This is a genomic window from Stenotrophomonas sp. CASM101 (genome assembly GCF_049384845.1).
GTDB lineage: Bacteria > Pseudomonadota > Gammaproteobacteria > Xanthomonadales > Xanthomonadaceae > Stenotrophomonas > Stenotrophomonas hibiscicola.
Window position 1 is genome coordinate 89,217 of record NZ_JBMRFR010000007.1, and the last position, 16,167, is coordinate 105,383.

Annotated in this window: 16 protein-coding genes; 12 read left to right on the forward strand and 4 right to left on the reverse strand. The window is 65.1% G+C overall.

The window, feature by feature from the left end; all coding sequences use genetic code 11:
• Positions 1–58 precede the first annotated feature (58 nt).
• Complete coding sequence (lpdA, locus tag VG543_RS12175; protein ID WP_423178612.1) at positions 59–1,867, forward strand: dihydrolipoyl dehydrogenase; 1,809 nt, start codon at positions 59–61, stop codon at positions 1,865–1,867.
• 455 nt (positions 1,868–2,322) lie between these two features.
• Here lpdA and VG543_RS12180 read toward each other — a convergent pair whose 3' ends face one another.
• On the reverse strand, positions 2,323–3,141 hold the full coding sequence (locus VG543_RS12180; RefSeq protein WP_019660733.1) for a hypothetical protein: 819 nt from the start codon (positions 3,139–3,141) through the stop codon (positions 2,323–2,325).
• Positions 3,142–3,600: 459 nt separating this feature from the next.
• Here VG543_RS12180 and VG543_RS12185 point away from each other — a divergent pair, with 459 nt between their 5' ends.
• From VG543_RS12185 to VG543_RS12225, 9 genes are all read left to right on the forward strand, one after another.
• Complete coding sequence (locus VG543_RS12185; RefSeq protein ID WP_014648497.1) at positions 3,601–3,966, forward strand: hypothetical protein; 366 nt, start codon at positions 3,601–3,603, stop codon at positions 3,964–3,966.
• Positions 3,967–3,997: 31 nt separating this feature from the next.
• Positions 3,998–4,798 carry a F0F1 ATP synthase subunit A gene (atpB, locus tag VG543_RS12190; RefSeq protein ID WP_005411134.1) on the forward strand — a complete coding sequence of 267 codons (801 nt, stop codon included), beginning with the start codon at positions 3,998–4,000 and terminating at the stop codon, positions 4,796–4,798.
• 73 nt (positions 4,799–4,871) lie between these two features.
• Positions 4,872–5,177: a F0F1 ATP synthase subunit C gene (gene atpE, locus VG543_RS12195; protein ID WP_005411133.1), complete on the forward strand. Its 306-nt coding sequence runs from the start codon at positions 4,872–4,874 to the stop codon at positions 5,175–5,177.
• A gap of 106 nt (positions 5,178–5,283) precedes the next feature.
• A complete protein-coding gene (locus VG543_RS12200) occupies positions 5,284–5,754 on the forward strand; it encodes a F0F1 ATP synthase subunit B (protein WP_005419512.1) in 471 nt (156 codons plus the stop codon).
• A gap of 2 nt (positions 5,755–5,756) precedes the next feature.
• Positions 5,757–6,284: a F0F1 ATP synthase subunit delta gene (locus VG543_RS12205; protein ID WP_019660730.1), complete on the forward strand. Its 528-nt coding sequence runs from the start codon at positions 5,757–5,759 to the stop codon at positions 6,282–6,284.
• Positions 6,285–6,328: 44 nt separating this feature from the next.
• On the forward strand, positions 6,329–7,876 hold the full coding sequence (atpA, locus tag VG543_RS12210; RefSeq protein WP_005419511.1) for a F0F1 ATP synthase subunit alpha: 1,548 nt from the start codon (positions 6,329–6,331) through the stop codon (positions 7,874–7,876).
• Between the two features lie 97 nt (positions 7,877–7,973).
• Positions 7,974–8,837: a F0F1 ATP synthase subunit gamma gene (atpG, locus tag VG543_RS12215; protein ID WP_005411129.1), complete on the forward strand. Its 864-nt coding sequence runs from the start codon at positions 7,974–7,976 to the stop codon at positions 8,835–8,837.
• Between the two features lie 37 nt (positions 8,838–8,874).
• On the forward strand, positions 8,875–10,281 hold the full coding sequence (gene atpD, locus VG543_RS12220) for a F0F1 ATP synthase subunit beta (RefSeq protein WP_005419510.1): 1,407 nt from the start codon (positions 8,875–8,877) through the stop codon (positions 10,279–10,281).
• 113 nt (positions 10,282–10,394) lie between these two features.
• Positions 10,395–10,817, forward strand: a complete 423-nt coding sequence (locus tag VG543_RS12225; protein WP_005419509.1) for a F0F1 ATP synthase subunit epsilon — start codon at positions 10,395–10,397, stop codon at positions 10,815–10,817.
• A 209-nt stretch (positions 10,818–11,026) separates the two neighbouring features.
• Here VG543_RS12225 and VG543_RS12230 read toward each other — a convergent pair whose 3' ends face one another.
• Positions 11,027–11,410, reverse strand: a complete 384-nt coding sequence (locus VG543_RS12230; RefSeq protein WP_423178611.1) for a GtrA family protein — start codon at positions 11,408–11,410, stop codon at positions 11,027–11,029.
• Between the two features lie 83 nt (positions 11,411–11,493).
• Between VG543_RS12230 and glmU the strand changes: the two genes are divergently transcribed.
• Both glmU and VG543_RS12240 read left to right on the forward strand, forming a co-directional pair.
• The gene (gene glmU, locus VG543_RS12235) at positions 11,494–12,861 is read left to right on the forward strand and encodes a bifunctional UDP-N-acetylglucosamine diphosphorylase/glucosamine-1-phosphate N-acetyltransferase GlmU (RefSeq protein ID WP_021203878.1); all 1,368 of its coding nucleotides are present in this window, start codon (positions 11,494–11,496) and stop codon (positions 12,859–12,861) included.
• Entirely contained in the window at positions 12,830–13,363 is a 534-nt protein-coding gene (locus VG543_RS12240; protein WP_423178610.1) for a GNAT family N-acetyltransferase, read from the forward strand. The genes glmU and VG543_RS12240 overlap by 32 nt, the downstream gene beginning before the upstream one ends.
• A 68-nt stretch (positions 13,364–13,431) precedes the next feature.
• On the opposite strand, the gene VG543_RS12245 is transcribed toward VG543_RS12240, so the two are convergent.
• Both VG543_RS12245 and VG543_RS12250 read right to left on the reverse strand, forming a co-directional pair.
• A complete protein-coding gene (locus VG543_RS12245; RefSeq protein WP_019660726.1) occupies positions 13,432–14,784 on the reverse strand; it encodes a sensor histidine kinase in 1,353 nt (450 codons plus the stop codon).
• Positions 14,781–16,127: a sigma-54-dependent transcriptional regulator gene (locus VG543_RS12250; RefSeq protein ID WP_111098356.1), complete on the reverse strand. Its 1,347-nt coding sequence runs from the start codon at positions 16,125–16,127 to the stop codon at positions 14,781–14,783. Before VG543_RS12250 ends, VG543_RS12245 begins: the two co-directional genes overlap by 4 nt.
• Positions 16,128–16,167: the final 40 nt, after the last annotated feature.

Here is a 16,167-nt window from a genome sequence, read left to right on the forward strand (position 1 = left end):
GTGAACAGATGCAGTGACAGCCCGCCGGCCATGCCGGGCGGGCACGAGGAAAACCACCATGGCCACGATTGAAGTCAAGGTTCCCGACATCGGCGATTACAGCGATGTGCCGGTGATCGAAGTATTGGTCGCCGTTGGCGACACGGTGAAGAAGGATCAGGGTCTGGTGACCCTGGAATCGGACAAGGCCACTCTGGAAGTGCCGTCCTCGGCTGCTGGCGTGGTCAAGGAAATCAAGGTCAAGCTGGGCGACACCCTGTCCGAGGGTGCCGTGGTCGTGGTGCTGGACGCTGATGGCGTCGCCGAAGCCCCGGCCAAGGCCGCTGCGCCGGCTCCGGCAGCAGCTGCTCCGGCCAGCAAGCCGCCGGTGACCCCGTCGCACCGCGCCCCGGCCGAACCGGCCGCACCGAAGCCGGCGTTGTCCAGCGGCAAGCCGGCCGACATCGAATGCGAGATGGTTGTGCTGGGCTCCGGTCCGGGCGGCTACACGGCGGCGTTCCGCGCCGCAGACGTCGGCCTGGATACGGTGCTGGTCGAGCGCTACGCCAGCCTCGGCGGCGTCTGCCTCAACGTGGGCTGCATTCCGTCCAAGGCGCTGCTGCATGCTGCTGCGGTGATCGACGAAGTGGCCCACGCCGGTGATTTCGGCGTCGAGTTCGGCAAGCCGACCATCACCCTGGACAAGCTGCGCCAGTACAAGGAAAAGGTCGTCAACCAGCTGACCAAGGGCCTGGCCGGCATGGCCAAGCAGCGCAAGGTCCGCAACGTGCAGGGCGTCGGCAGGTTCATCTCGGCCAACGAGATGGAGATCACCGCCGCTGACGGCAGCACCCAGCTGCTGCGCTTCCAGAAGTGCATCATCGCTGCCGGTTCGCAGGCGGTGAAGCTGCCGAACTTCCCGTGGGACGACGCGCGCGTGATGGACTCCACCGATGCGCTGGAGCTGGCCGAAGTGCCGGGCTCGCTGCTGGTCGTCGGCGGCGGCATCATCGGCCTGGAAATGGCCACCGTGTACAGCGCGCTGGGCAGCAAGGTCACTGTGGTCGAGTTCATGGACCAGCTGATGCCGGGCGCCGACAAGGACCTGGTCAAGCCGCTGGCCGATCGCCTGAAGAAGCAGGGCATCGAAGTCCACCTGAAGACCAAGGCCTCGGGCGTCACCGCCGATGCCAAGGGCATCACCGTGACCTTTGAAGCTGCCGAAGAAGGCCAGGCGCCTGCGCTGGCGCAGGGCACCTTCGACCGCGTGCTGGTGGCCGTCGGGCGTTCGCCGAACGGCAAGAAGATCGATGCCGAGAAGGCCGGCGTGCAGGTCACCGAGCGTGGCTTCATCCCGGTGGATCGCCAGATGCGCACCAACGTGCCGCACATCTTTGCCATCGGCGACATCGTCGGCAACCCGATGCTGGCCCACAAGGCCACGCACGAAGGCAAGCTGGCCGCCGAAGTGGCTGCCGGCCACAAGAAGGAGTGGGTGGCCCGTGTGATTCCGTCGGTGGCCTACACCAACCCGGAAATCGCCTGGGTCGGCGTGACCGAGACCGAAGCCAAGGCCAAGGGCCTGAAGGTCGGCGTGGCCAAGTTCCCGTGGGCTGCCAGTGGCCGCGCGATCGGCATCGGCCGTACCGAGGGCTTCACCAAGCTGATCTTCGACGAAGAGACCCACCGCATCATCGGTGGTGCGATCGTCGGCGTGCACGCCGGTGACCTGCTGGCCGAGATCGGCCTGGCGATCGAGATGGGTGCGGAAGCCGAAGACATCGGCCACACCATCCACGCGCACCCGACGCTGAGCGAGTCGGTGGCGATGGCCTCGGAAATCTACGACGGCACGATCACCGATCTGTACATGCCGAAGAAGAAGTAAGGCGCCCACGCCGTTCCAAATGAAAAGCCCCGGCGTTTGCCGGGGTTTTTTTGTTGAGCCTCGATCACTCTCATTGCGAGCGTTCGGGCTGCCGCGCGGGTGGCAGGCATTTGGGCAAATGTTCCCGTCACCCGCCTGCGGCGGTCGCCTCCTCCTTTACTTTGTCCAAACGCCTGCCACCCGCACAGCGGCTCGGCTTGCGGATAGTCGAGAGCCGGTGCTCAGGCCGCCGGGATGCCTGACACGCGGAGGGAGCGGGGGCTGTGTGCGAAGTAAAGGAGGAGGCGTCGGCCGCAGGCCGGCGCCGGGGGACATTCGCACCCAGCCCCCGCTCCCTCAAGCGCTCGACCCAGCTGCTCTTGCTCCTGCACGCAGGAAAAAACAGCACAAAAAAGCGCGGCCCCGATGTTCCGGAGGCCGCGCCAGGAGAGAGAGTGCCGTGGAAGGGGCGGGTGTCAGAACACGAAGCTGATACCGGCCACCGGGCCCTTGAATTCCTGCTTCAGGCCGATGGTGCCATCGCTGCCCTTCTTGTCCGCATCAAGCTTGAACCAGTCGTAGCCGGCGAACACGCCGAAGTTCCTGGTGAAGCGGTAGTCGACGATGGCGTTGGCGCGGCTCAGGTCGCCCTTGTAGTCATCGAAGCTGCCCCAGCGCGTGTTGAGGTACTGGCCCTGCAGGGTGATCATCCACTTCTCGGACGGGGTGAAGCTCAAGCGTGCACCGACCACCGGCGCCACGCCGTCGGTTTTCTCGTTGAGGAACTGGCCTTCATAGACAGTGCCCAGATCGGCGTAGGCCTTGGTGCTGACCTTGGCGTACTCGGCACCCAGCTGCAGGCCGAGGTCGAAGGTGTCGGTGTCCACCACCGAGTAGTCATAGACCAGGCTGGCCACCTGGTACTTCAGTTCGCCCTTGACGAAGCTGCCGGACGGCACGCTGACGTCACCGAAGGAGATGTCCTGGCCGAGGGTCTCGCGGCGGTCCTTGTCGTACTTGAAGTAGTTGAACAGCAGGCGCTGGCGGTTGCTGATGCGGAACATGCCGTCAATGCGCGGCTCCCACTCCTTGCCACCCAGCTTGAAGTCCTCGGAGAAACCGATGTCCTGGCCGGCCACGTTGGTGTTGCCGCGGAGGGTGTTGTCCGAGTCGATGTTCATCGCACCCAGGCGCAGGGCAAAACGGTCGTCGCCTTCGGCGGCGTGGGCGGCATTGGCGAACGAGGCGCCGGCAGCGAGCAGGGAGAGGGCGAGCAGGGTGGGTACGGGGCGCATCGAAGAGTCCTTGCAGTGGTTCATCAGAATGAAGACCACTGTGCGGGACAGGCCCGTCCACCATCCGTGAACGTATGGTCCACGGCGTGTGCACTGTTCAGCGCTGTCACGACGATGCAAAAAGATGGCCCCGGAGACGGGCTTCGGGGCCATCGTGGGACCTGCGGGGTGGAGCCGACGAGGATGCTGCAGGCAGGTCGAGTAATCGGACCGGCGCATCCGGTGAAAGTTCCGTCGACTGCGACCAAAGTTCAATACTGCGGTGCAACATCGTGCGGACGTCATTGTCCCCCCGGTGGTACGCAAAAATGTAACCGTTACCGCAACTTGCGCCTTCCCGGGATGAACAGGCAGCGGTTGTCTCGCAAATTGTCCCATTGCTATAATTTGGCGGCTCGATGAGGCCCCCCCCTGCTGTAGCCGCCTCAACCCTCCACATGCAACCACGCGGGACGTCCTGTGCTGAACTCCGTTGACGCGGGTCGGCGACTGATGCTGCGCGCCGCGGTCTACCCGCTGGCCGCGGTCGCTGTCCTGGCCCTGGCCTTCCTGCTGGTGGGTCCGAAATATGCCCTCGGCGCGCTGGCGTCTGGTGTGGCCATTTCGGCCGGTGGCTGGGTTGCAGCACGGATGGCGCTGGGCGGAGGTGCGGTGGCCGCAGGATCGGCGATGGCTCGCCTGATCATTGCGATCGTGGCCAAGTGGGTCGTGGTTTTCGGCGTCCTGCTGGTGGGGTTCCTGGTCTTCAAGCTGCCTGCGTTGGCGCTGTTGGCCGGTATCGCCGTCGGCTTGATGTTCCAGGTCCTGGCCATGGCCAGGCGTTGACAGAATTCAATTAACTGAAGGTTCCGGACACATGGCGGGCGAGGCTCTAACCCCTACCAGCTACATCCAGCATCACCTGCACAACCTGACCGCGCCGGTCGGCAAGGGTGAGGGTATGTTCTGGCATATCCACGTCGATACCTTCCTCACCGCCGTCCTGATGGGCCTGGTGATCGTGGTCGCGTTCTGGCTGGGGACCCGCAAGGCCACCGCCGGCGTGCCGGGCAAGTGGCAGGCCTTCGTCGAGATCTGCCTGGAGTTCGTCGACCGCCAGGCCAAGGACACCTACCACGGCAAGAGCAAGCTGGTCACGCCGATCGCCATCACGATCTTCTTCTGGATTCTGCTGATGAATCTGCTGAAGATGATCCCGGCCGATTTCATCGCCAAGCCGCTGGAATGGGCGGGCGTGCACTACTGGAAGCCGGTCCCGACCGCTGACGTCAACGCCACCCTGGGCATGGCCATCAGCGTGTTCTTCCTGATGCTGTTCTTCGCGCTCAAGTCCAAGGGCCTGGGCGGCTTCATCAAGGAATTCCTGACGGCGCCGTTCGGCAAGTGGATGATGCCGTTCAACCTGATCCTCAACATCGTCGAGTGGCTGAGCAAGCCGATCTCGCTGGCGATGCGACTGTTCGGCAACATGTTCGGCGGCGAAATCGTGTTCCTGCTGATCTGGGTGCTGGGTGGTGCCGGTTTCTTCGGTGCCATTGCCGGTGGTGTGTTCGGCCTCGGCTGGATGCTGTTCCACCTGCTGGTGATCCCGCTGCAGGCCTTCATCTTCATGATGCTGTCGATCGTGTACCTGAGCCTGTCGGAAGACGCTCACTGAGTTTCAAGCTTCAACGCGTTTCAACCTTCATCCGTTTCATCACCCTTAGCAACTTAAGTTCCTGGAGATAACCATGTACTTCGCCGTCCTGACCAACTTCGCGCAGATTCAGAGCTCCACCGCCCTTGCCGTCGGCATCATGATCGGCCTGGCCGCGCTGGGCGCCGGTCTGGGTCTGGCCATCATGGCTGGTAAGTTCCTGGAGTCGGCCGCCCGCCAGCCGGAACTGATCCCGGTCCTGCAGGTCCGCATGTTCATCACCGCCGGCCTGATCGACGCCGCGTTCATCATCTCGGTCGCCGTTGGCCTGCTGCTGGCCTTCGCCAACCCGCTGTCGGCTGCCTTCGCTGGCGCCGTCACCAAGGCTCTGGCCGGCTGATACAGCGGTTTGAGACGACCGGGTGCTGATGCACCCGGTTTCGGATGAAGGCCGGATGTGCCGCTACGGCGGCGCGTCCACCCCGAAACCAGCGATCGAGCTAACCATGAATATCAATTTCACCCTTCTTGCGCAGGCGCTGGCCTTCGCTGGTCTGATCTGGATCATCGCGACCAAGATCTGGCCGCCGCTGATGAACGCGATCGAGGAGCGCCAGCAGAAGATTGCTGAGGGCCTCGCTGCTGCCGACCGCAGCCAGAAAGATCTGGCCCAGGCGCAGGAGAAGGTCAACGAAGCGCTGAAGGAAGCCCGCACCAAGGCCAACGAGATCATCGATCAGGCCCACGCGCGTGCCAACCAGATCGTTGATGCTGCCCGTAACGAAGCGATCACCGAAGCCACCCGTCAGAAGGAACTGGCCCAGGCTGAAATCGACGCCGCCGCCAACCGTGCCCGTGAAGATCTGCGCAAGCAGGTGTCCGCGCTGGCCGTGACCGGTGCCGAAAAGCTGCTCAAGCGCGAAATCGATGCCAACGCCCACAAGGCGCTGCTCGACGAGCTGGCCTCGGAGATCTAAGGATGAGCCAGGCCCTCACGCTTGCCCGCCCGTACGCCCGCGCCGCGTTCGCGACCGCGCGCGACGAAGGCGCGTTCGCGCCGTGGTCGGACGCCCTGGCGTTCTCCGCCCACGTCGCCGCCGACCCGCGCGTGGCGGCCCTGCTCGCCAACCCGGAGCTGGGTCGTGACGACGCCGTCGCCCTGCTGGCGCCGGTGTCGCACGGCGAGACCTACTCGCGCTTCCTGGCCGTCCTGGCCGAGTCGCACCGTCTGCCGCTGCTGCCGGAAATCGCCGGCATGTTCGACGCCCTGCGCGCCGAAGCCGAGCACGTGGTCAAGGCCACCGTCACCTCGGCCGCCGAACTGTCGGCCGCTGAGCTGGATGCGATCAAGGTCGCGCTGCGCAAGCGCTTCAACCGCGAGGTCGACGTGACCACCGCGGTCGATGCCTCGCTGATCGGCGGCGCCGTGATCGACGCCGGCGACGTGGTCATCGATGGTTCGCTGAAGGGCAAGCTGGCCCGTCTGCAGACCGCGCTCGCTAACTGAATTCATTTAACGTCCGGCCCCGCTGCCGGCACTAGGACTTGACGATGGCAACCACGCTCAACCCCTCCGAAATCAGCGAACTGATCAAGAACCGCATCGAGAAGGTCAAGCTGGCCGCGGAATCGCGCAACGAAGGCACCGTGACCAGCGTGTCCGACGGCATCGTGCGCATCTTCGGTCTGGCCGACGTGATGCAGGGCGAAATGATCGAACTGCCGAACAACACCTTCGCACTGGCCCTGAACCTGGAGCGCGACTCGGTCGGCGCCGTGGTCCTGGGTGACTACGAGCACCTGCGCGAAGGCGACGTCGCCAAGACTACCGGTCGCATCCTGGAAGTGCCGGTCGGTCCGGAACTGCTGGGCCGCGTCGTGAACGCGCTGGGCGAGCCGATCGACGGCAAGGGCCCGCTGGGCACCGACCTGACCGCTCCGGTGGAGCGCGTTGCTCCGGGCGTGATCTGGCGCAAGTCGGTCGACCAGCCGGTGCAGACCGGTTACAAGTCGGTCGACTCGATGATCCCGATCGGCCGTGGCCAGCGCGAGCTGATCATCGGTGACCGCCAGACCGGCAAGACCGCCATGGCGATCGATGCGGTGATCAACCAGAAGGGCACCGGCATCAAGTGCGTGTACGTTGCGATCGGCCAGAAGGCGTCGACCATCGCCAACATCGTGCGCAAGCTGGAAGAGAACGGCGCGCTGGCCCACACCATCGTGGTGGCCGCGACCGCTTCCGAATCGGCTGCCATGCAGTACATCAGCGCCTACTCGGGCTGCACCATGGGTGAGTACTTCATGGACCGCGGTGAAGACGCGCTGATCGTGTACGACGATCTGTCCAAGCAGGCCGTCGCCTACCGCCAGATCTCGCTGCTGCTGAAGCGTCCGCCGGGCCGTGAAGCCTACCCGGGTGACGTGTTCTACCTGCACTCCCGTCTGCTCGAGCGCGCTGCCCGCGTGTCCGAGGAGTACGTCGAGAAGTTCACCGAAGGCAAGGTCACCGGCAAGACCGGTTCGCTGACCGCGCTGCCGATCATCGAAACCCAGGCCGGCGACGTGTCCGCGTTCGTTCCGACCAACGTGATCTCGATCACCGACGGCCAGATCTTCCTGGAAACCGACCTGTTCAACGCCGGCATCCGCCCGGCCGTGAACGCCGGTATCTCGGTGTCGCGCGTCGGTGGCTCGGCCCAGACCAAGATCATCAAGAAGCTGTCGGGCGGTATCCGTATCTCGCTGGCCCAGTACCGTGAGCTGGCTGCCTTCGCGCAGTTCGCCTCGGACCTGGACGAAGCGACCCGCAAGCAGCTGGAGCGTGGCCAGCGCGTCACCGAGCTGATGAAGCAGAAGCAGTACGCGCCGATGTCGATCGCCAACCAGGCGCTGTCGATCTACGCCGTCAACGAGGGTTACCTGGACGACGTGCCGGTCAACAAGCTGCTGGCGTTCGAAGAAGGCCTGCACGCCCACTTCGCCAACACCCAGGGCGAGCTGATCAGCAAGGTCAACGCCACCGGCGGTTGGGACAACGACATCGAAGGTGCCTTCAAGAAGGGCATCGCCGAGTTCAAGACCACCGGCAGCTGGTAATCGCGGTCCTGTAGAGCGGAGCCTCCGGCTCCGCTGGACCAGATGACAAACGGTTGAACAACGCGGGGCATCAGCCCCGCGCCACGGGAAACAAGAGATGGCAAGCGGACGCGAAATCAAAACCAAGATCAAGAGCGTGCAGAACACCCGCAAGGTGACGCGCGCCCTGGAAATGGTCTCGGCCTCCAAGATCCGCAAGGCGCAGGATCGGATGAAGACCTCGCGTCCGTACGCGCAGGCGATGAAGCAGGTGATCGGTCATCTGGCCCAGGCCAGCACCGACTACCAGCATCCGTTCCTGGTCGAGCGCGAGCAGGTCAAGCGGGTCGGTTTCATCGTGATCTCCTCCGATCGCGGCCTGGCCGGCGGCCTGAACAACAACCTGTTCCGCAAGATGCTGGGCGAAGCCAAAGCATGGCAGGACAAGGGTGCCGAAGTGGACCTGGTGACCATCGGCCAGAAGGCTTCGACCTTCTTCCGCCGCGTGAAGGTCAACATGGTCGGCAGCGTGACCCACATCGGCGACGTGCCGAAGCTGGAATCGCTGATCGGTGTGATCAAGGTCATGCTCGACGCCTTCACCGAAGGCAAGATCGACCGCGTGTACCTGGTGTACAACCGCTTCGTGAACACCATGGTGCAGAAGGCCAGCTTCGATCAGCTGCTGCCGCTGCCGCCGGCTGAGAAGCAGGTCGCTCACCACGACTGGGATTACCTGTACGAACCCGATGCCGCGACCGTGCTGGAGCACGTGATGACGCGTTACATCGAGTCGCTGGTGTACCAGGCACTGCTGGAAAACGTCGCCTCCGAGCATGCCGCACGCATGGTTGCGATGAAGGCGGCGAGCGACAACGCCAACAAGCTGATCGGCACCCTGCAGCTCGTCTACAACAAGGCGCGCCAGGCAGCGATCACCCAGGAAATCTCCGAAATCGTCGGCGGCGCGGCAGCAGTCTGACCGCGTTCGTTCAAAGCACACATTAGAGGATGCAGCAATGAGTCAGGGCAAGATCGTTCAGATCATCGGCGCGGTCGTCGACGTCGAATTCCCGCGTGAATCGGTGCCGAAGGTGTACGACGCACTGAAGGTGGAAAACACCGAGATCACCCTCGAAGTCCAGCAGCAGCTGGGCGACGGCGTGGTGCGTACCATCGCCCTCGGTTCCACCGACGGCCTGAAGCGCAACCTGGTTGCCGTCAACACCGGCCGCGGCATCTCGGTGCCGGTCGGCGCGGGCACCCTGGGCCGCATCATGGACGTGCTGGGCCGTCCGATCGACGAAGCCGGCCCGGTCGCTGCCAGCGACAACTGGGAAATCCACCGCGCTGCGCCGTCGTATGAAGACCAGTCCCCGGCCACCGAGCTGCTGGAAACCGGCATCAAGGTCATCGACCTGATGTGCCCGTTCGCCAAGGGCGGCAAGGTCGGCCTGTTCGGCGGCGCCGGCGTCGGCAAGACCGTCAACATGATGGAGCTGATCAACAACATCGCCAAGGCGCACAGCGGCCTGTCCGTGTTCGCCGGCGTGGGTGAGCGTACCCGTGAGGGCAACGACTTCTACCACGAAATGAAGGACTCCAACGTCCTGGACAAGGTGGCGATGGTGTACGGCCAGATGAACGAGCCGCCGGGCAACCGTCTGCGCGTCGCGCTGACCGGCCTGACCATGGCCGAGTACTTCCGCGACGAGAAGGACGAAAACGGCAAGGGCAAGGACGTCCTGCTGTTCGTCGACAACATCTACCGCTACACCCTGGCCGGTACCGAAGTGTCGGCACTGCTGGGCCGTATGCCGTCCGCGGTGGGTTACCAGCCGACCCTGGCCGAGGAAATGGGCGTCCTGCAGGAGCGCATCACCTCGACCAAGAACGGCTCGATCACCTCGATCCAGGCCGTCTACGTTCCCGCGGACGACCTGACCGACCCGTCGCCGGCGACCACCTTCGCCCACCTGGACTCGACCGTCACCCTGTCGCGTTCGATCGCCTCGCTGGGTATCTACCCGGCCGTCGATCCGCTGGACTCCACCAGCCGCCAGATGGACCCGCTGGTCATCGGCCACGAGCACTACGACACCGCCCAGCGCGTCCAGCAGACCCTGCAGAAGTACAAGGAACTGAAGGACATCATCGCGATCCTGGGCATGGACGAACTGTCCGAAGAGGACAAGCAGGCCGTGTCGCGCGCCCGTAAGATCGAGCGCTTCTTCAGCCAGCCGTTCCACGTGGCCGAAGTGTTCACCGGTTCGCCGGGCAAGTACGTGCCGCTGAAGGACACCATCCGTGGCTTCAAGGCCATCGTCGATGGCGAGTACGACCACCTGCCGGAGCAGGCGTTCTACATGGTCGGCGGCATCGAAGAAGCGGTCGAGAAGGCCAAGAAGATGGCCGAGAAGGCCTGATCCGGGACGGGCGGGAGCGATCCTGCCCGACCTGACGCCGGCGCCGGGCAACCGCCCGCGCCGGTGGACCCCCACGGTGGCATTGCGCCGCCGCGAACAGCGAAGAGATTTGCATGAGCACGATCCGTTGCGACATCGTCAGCGCCGAGCAGGAAATCTTCCGTGGCGAAGCGACCCTGGTCGTGGCCACCGGTGAGCTGGGCGAACTGGGCATCGCGCCCAAGCACGCGCCGCTGATCACCCGCCTGAAGCCGGGCAAGGTGGTGGTGACCACGCCGAATGGCGAGCAGCTGGATTTCGCCATTTCCGGCGGCATCCTGGAAGTGCAGCCGCAGGTGGTGACCGTGCTGGCCGACACCGCGATCCGCGCGCAGGACATCGACGAAGCCTCGGTCCGCAAGGCCAAGGAAGAAGCCGAGCGCATCCTGGCCAACCGCGGCGAAGCGATGGAAGTGGCCGAAGCCCAGCAGAAGCTGGCCGAGGCCGTCGTCCAGCTGCAGGCACTGGAACGCCTGCGCAAGAATCTCAAGCACTGAGGTTCGCGCTGCACCCACGAGAACGCCGGCCCTGTGCCGGCGTTTTTGTTTGTGCTGGCGGGGCAGCGCCGACTGGGTAGAGTCGACTGTTAGTCGACTACCGCGCGCAGCGCGGGATTTCGCGGCCTCGAGGAAGAGCAGTCGACTGACAGTCGACTCTACCGATGCCGATGCCGATGCCGATCCGGCATCCCGGATCCCGCCCCGTCTCAGCGATACACCACGTAGCGCATCAACAGGAACGACACGCAGGCCAGCCCGCCTTCCACCAGCGGCTTGGCCAGCCACGTGTACTGCAGGCCCAGCGCCTGGTCGACCAGGCTGACCAGCAGCGTGCTCGCTGCGGTCAGCAGCAGCCACAGCCCGAAGAAGCGTGCAAAGCGCTTCCATCCCAGCGTGCGGGTGCCGGCCTCGGCAAAGGTGTAGCGGCCGTTGAGCCAGAAGCCCAGCAGCATGCCGGCCAAGCGGCCGGTGATATTGGCCGACGCGACCGGCATGCCCAGCGCACTGGCGGCCACGAACACCAGCCAATCGACCAGCAGCTGCACGAGCCCGATGATGAGATAGGTGCTTCCCTGGCGGACGAGGCCCATCAGCGTGGTGAAGGAGGCGGGATGCCCATGTTAACGGCCCACGCTCTAGAATCATCTGCAACGAACCACGGACCGCCTTTTCCATGACCCAACCCCTGCACGTCATCATCCTCGCCGCTGGCGCGGGCAAGCGCATGAAGTCGGTGCTGCCGAAAGTGCTGCAGCCGATCGCCGGCCAGCCGATGCTGGCGCATGTGATCGATGTGGCCCGCGAGTTGCAGCCTACGGCGATCCACGTGGTCCATGGCCATGGTGGCGAGGCGGTGCGGCAGTATTTCGCCGACCAGCCCGACCTGCAGTGGGCCGAACAGGCGCAGCAGCTCGGCACCGGCCACGCCGTGGCGCAGGCGATGCCGCAGGTGCCCGATGCGGCGCAGGTGCTGGTGCTGTACGGCGATGTGCCGCTGATCCGTGCGCAGACCCTGCGCCACCTGCTGTCGGAGCCGGGGCGCCTGGCGGTGCTGGTGGCCGAGCTCGATGACCCGACCGGTTACGGCCGCGTGCTGCGCGATGCGGAGGGCAAGGTCGGCTCCATCGTCGAGCAGAAGGACGCCACTGACGACCAGCTGCGCGTGCGCACGATCAATACCGGCATCATCGCCGCCGAGTCGACCGCGCTGCGCCGCTGGCTGTCGCAGCTGTCCAACAGCAACGCCCAGGGCGAGTATTACCTCACTGACGTGTTCGCGTTCGCCGCGAACGAGTACACCCCGGCCGAGATGGCGCTGGTCGCCGATGCGCAGGAGGCCGAGGGGGCAAATGATCCCTGGCAGCTGTCGCAGCTGGAGCGCGCCTGGCAGCGCCGTGCGGTGCGTGCACTGTGCGCACAGGGCGCGCGCGTGCGCGACCCGGCACGCCTGGATATCCGTGGCACCGTCACCGTGGGCAGCGATGTGCTGATCGATGTCGACGTTGTTCTTGAAGGCAACATCGTGCTCGGTGACGGCGTCACCGTAGGCCCGTTCAACAGGCTGAAGGACGTCAACCTGGGGCCAGGGACCGAAGTGCGTGCGCACTGTGATCTGGACGGCGTGGTCACCGAAGGCGCTGCGCAGATTGGCCCGTTCGCACGGCTGCGCCCGGGCACCGTGCTGGCCGATGGCGTGCACGTCGGCAACTTCGTCGAGACCAAGAAGGTCACCCTCGGTGTGGGCAGCAAGGCCAACCACCTCACCTATCTGGGCGACGCGGTGATCGGCAGCAAGGTCAACATCGGTGCAGGAACCATCACCTGCAACTATGACGGCGTAAACAAGTCGACCACCACCATCGGCGACAACGCATTCATTGGCTCCAACAGTTCGCTGGTCGCGCCGGTACTGATCGGCGAAGGCGCGACCATCGCCGCCGGCTCGGTCATTACCCGCAACGCGCCTGATGGCAAGTTGACACTGGCACGTGCACGGCAGGAAACCATCGATGGCTGGAAGCGCCCGCTCAAGAAGGCCTGAGGCACGCATTCCGCACGCCGACGAGCTCGGCCTGCTGCCGGGCATTGAACAGCGCGCTGGCGAACTGCTCAGGGACCACGAAGCCTATCGGGTGTTCACCGGCCACGGCCTGGACCTGGCGACACTGCAGTACGGCCTTGAGCGCGGGCAGTTGTGGGTGGTGGATGCGGCCGGCGGCGGCATTGCCGGCTACGTGCTGGCGGGAGAATTGGCAGGTGAGTTCCATGTGCTGCAGATGGATGTGGATCCTGCACACGGGCGGCAAGGCCATGGCCGCGCGTTGTTGCGCCATGCGTTGGCACAGGCCAGGGCCGACGGCTACGCGTCAGCGGTGCTGACAACGTTGATCGACGTACCGTGGAATGCGCCTTTCTATGCCAGCGAAGGATTCGTTGAAGTGCCGGAGGCGGAGTGGGATGTCGGGCTGCAGTCGGTGATGGCCGAAGAGGCCGCGCTGGGATTTCCAATGCATCTGCGGGTGGCGATGCGGCAGGTCTGGTAGGTGCCGACCCTGGTCGGCACATCCACGCATGGCGTGGCTCTACTGACAGACCGGGCCAAGTCGGCAACTCACCCCACCGGCAACAGGATCGACACGCACAGCCCGCCATCACCGCGGTTCTGCAGCGACACCCGCCCACCGTGCGCCTCCACGATCTCGCGGGTCAACGCCAGCCCCAGCCCCGTGCCGTTGCGCTTGGTGGAATAGAACGGCATCAGCGCGTTCTGCAGCACCTGCTCGTTCATGCCCTTGCCACGGTCCAGCACATCCAGGCGCAGCCATTGCGGCAACCGCGTCAGCTGCACCTGCACGTCATCATTGGGCGGATCGGCTTCGGCGCCGGCCTCATGCGCGTTCTTCAACAGGTTCAACAACGCCTGCCCGAACTGCGCGATGTCGATGCGGCTGCTCAGTTCCTCGTCCGGCTCGCGCTCCATGGTGAACGGAATCTGCTGGCGCAGGCTGGACAGGAAGGGGGCCCAGTGCACGGTCTGCAACTGCGGCTGCGGCAGCTTGGCAAAACGCGCATAGCCGCGAATGAAACCTTCCAGATGGCGCGCCCGGTCTTCGATGGTGGTGAAGATCTCCGGCAGCCGATCGAAGCGCTCGCGCTGCACCAGCACGCCGCCGGAGTGTGCCAGCGAAGCGATCGGTGCCAGCGAGTTGTTCAGCTCATGGCTGATCACCCGGATCACCTTCTTCCACGTCTGCACTTCCTGGCGGCGCAGCTCGGCGGTGAGCAGGCGTACCAGCAACAGGTCGTGCGGACGGCCATTGAGGTGGAAAGAACGACGTGAGAGGTGATAGACCTGTTCGTCATCCTCGTCGCTGTCTTCGCCTTCCGCATGCACCGCGAACAGGCTGTCGCCGCCGCGGGCGATGGCATCGCGCAGTTCCACCGGCACCTGTTCCAGCACGTCCTCCAGGCGCTGTCCTTCCAGCTTCCAGCCGCCATGCAGCAACTTGCGCGCGGCCAGGTTGGAGAACACCACGCGGGCGATGCCATCGCCGCCGGAGGCGATCAGCAGCATCGCCACCGGCGTGTTCTGCACCATTGTGTCCAGCAGCAGCTCGCGTTGCACCAGGCCCTGCCGCTGTGCACGCAGTACATCACCCAGTTCGCGGTGTGCCTGCACCAGGTCGCCGAGCTCGTCATTGCCGGGCCAGTGCACGCCGAAGTTGTATTCGCCGTCGCGATAGCTGCTGGTGGTGCCCGCCAGGGCCCGCATCAGTGACCGCACGGGGGCGGTGGCACGGCGCAGCGTCCACCACATCAGCGACAGCAGGATCAGTGCCGACACGGTGGTCACAACCCAGCCATGGTCCATCCAGTACGCCAGCAGCCACGGCAACGCGGCGGCCAGCGCCAGCACCGGCAGCAGGCGCAGGAACAGGCGGAAGGTGAACGAACGCCGCTTCATTCGCGTGGGATGCCGTGCCGGTCCATGCGCCGGTACAGCGCCTGGCGGCTCAGGCCGAGTTCGGCGGCGGCCTGGGCGATGACGCCGTGGTTGCGCGCCAGCACATCCTCGATGCGCGCACGGTCAGGATCATTGCCGGCACTGGGCGCCGGTCGCGAAGCAGGTGCGGCACGCGGCAGGTTCAGGTCGGCCACTTCGATGCGGTTGCCGGTCGCCAGCAGCTCGGCGCGCTGGATCACGTTGCGCAGTTCGCGCACGTTGCCGGGCCAGGGATGCCGTTGCAGGGCCGCGGTGGCGGCGCTGGACAGCGGCTTGCCGGCGGTCAGGAAGCGCTCGGCCAGCGGCACGATGTCGCCCGGGCGTTCGGCCAATGGTGGCAGTACCAGTTCCACCGTATTGAGGCGGTAGTACAGGTCTTCGCGGAAGGTGCCGTCGCGGATCATCGCCGGCAGGTCGGCATTGGTCGCACTGACCACGCGGACTTTGACCTGGCGCTCGCGATTGGAGCCAAGACGCTCGAAGCGGCCGGTTTCCAGCACACGCAGCAGCTTCATCTGCCCGCCCAGCGACAGGTTGCCGATCTCATCCAGGAACAGGGTGCCACCATCGGCGGCCTCGAACTTGCCTTCGCGTGCCTTGTTGGCGCCGGTGTACGCACCGGCCTCGGCACCGAACAGTTCGGCTTCGATCAGTTCCGACGGCAATGCGCCGCAGTTGACCGTGATGAACGGGCCCTTGGCCACCAGCGAGTTGGCCTGGATGATCTGCGCGATCTTCTCCTTGCCAGCACCGTTGGGACCGGTGATCAGCACCGGCAGTTCGGAGCGCGCGACCTGGCAGGCGAGCGCGATGACGCGCTCGCTGGCCGGATCTGCAAAGACCGCGCCACAGAGCTTGTACTTCTCTTCCAGCGCGTTGCGCTGCCGCAGCTCACGCGCGCGCCGCCGGTCCAGCTCGCGGCGTGCCTCGGACAGCTCGAGCAGGTTGTTGACCGTGGTCAGCAGCTTGCGGTCGTCCCAGGGCTTGGCCAGGTAGTCGGCGGCACCGGCCTTGACCAGGTCCACCGCGCTGCTCAGGTGGGTCCAGGCGGTGAGCAGGATCACCGGCAGGTCCGGGTGGCGCGCGCGGATCTGTGCGAACAGCGCTTCGCCCTCCTCGCCGGAGGTGGTGTCCTCGCTGAAATTCATGTCCTGGATCACCAGATCAACCGGCTGCGACTCGAGCAGGGCCAGCCCTTCGGCCGGGCTCTGCGCCTGCAGGGTGTCGATGTCATGCAGGGAGAACAGCACGTCCAGCGCGGTGCCCACGCTGGCGTTGTCGTCGATGATCAGGATCGAAGGCATCAAGCAGTTCTGCAGAAAGGGATGGGCGGCGCCGATGGAG

Coding starts and splice junctions, on each gene's coding strand:
- lpdA (WP_423178612.1), top strand. CDS start 59: ATGGCCACGATTGAAGTCAAGGTTCCCGACATCGGCGATTACAGCGAT.
- VG543_RS12180 (WP_019660733.1), bottom strand. CDS start 3,141: ATGCGCCCCGTACCCACCCTGCTCGCCCTCTCCCTGCTCGCTGCCGGC.
- atpB (WP_005411134.1), top strand. CDS start 3,998: ATGGCGGGCGAGGCTCTAACCCCTACCAGCTACATCCAGCATCACCTG.
- atpE (WP_005411133.1), top strand. CDS start 4,872: ATGTACTTCGCCGTCCTGACCAACTTCGCGCAGATTCAGAGCTCCACC.
- VG543_RS12200 (WP_005419512.1), top strand. CDS start 5,284: ATGAATATCAATTTCACCCTTCTTGCGCAGGCGCTGGCCTTCGCTGGT.
- VG543_RS12205 (WP_019660730.1), top strand. CDS start 5,757: ATGAGCCAGGCCCTCACGCTTGCCCGCCCGTACGCCCGCGCCGCGTTC.
- atpA (WP_005419511.1), top strand. CDS start 6,329: ATGGCAACCACGCTCAACCCCTCCGAAATCAGCGAACTGATCAAGAAC.
- atpG (WP_005411129.1), top strand. CDS start 7,974: ATGGCAAGCGGACGCGAAATCAAAACCAAGATCAAGAGCGTGCAGAAC.
- atpD (WP_005419510.1), top strand. CDS start 8,875: ATGAGTCAGGGCAAGATCGTTCAGATCATCGGCGCGGTCGTCGACGTC.
- VG543_RS12225 (WP_005419509.1), top strand. CDS start 10,395: ATGAGCACGATCCGTTGCGACATCGTCAGCGCCGAGCAGGAAATCTTC.
- VG543_RS12230 (WP_423178611.1), bottom strand. CDS start 11,410: ATGGGCCTCGTCCGCCAGGGAAGCACCTATCTCATCATCGGGCTCGTG.
- glmU (WP_021203878.1), top strand. CDS start 11,494: ATGACCCAACCCCTGCACGTCATCATCCTCGCCGCTGGCGCGGGCAAG.
- VG543_RS12240 (WP_423178610.1), top strand. CDS start 12,830: ATGGCTGGAAGCGCCCGCTCAAGAAGGCCTGAGGCACGCATTCCGCAC.
- VG543_RS12245 (WP_019660726.1), bottom strand. CDS start 14,784: ATGAAGCGGCGTTCGTTCACCTTCCGCCTGTTCCTGCGCCTGCTGCCG.
- VG543_RS12250 (WP_111098356.1), bottom strand. CDS start 16,127: ATGCCTTCGATCCTGATCATCGACGACAACGCCAGCGTGGGCACCGCG.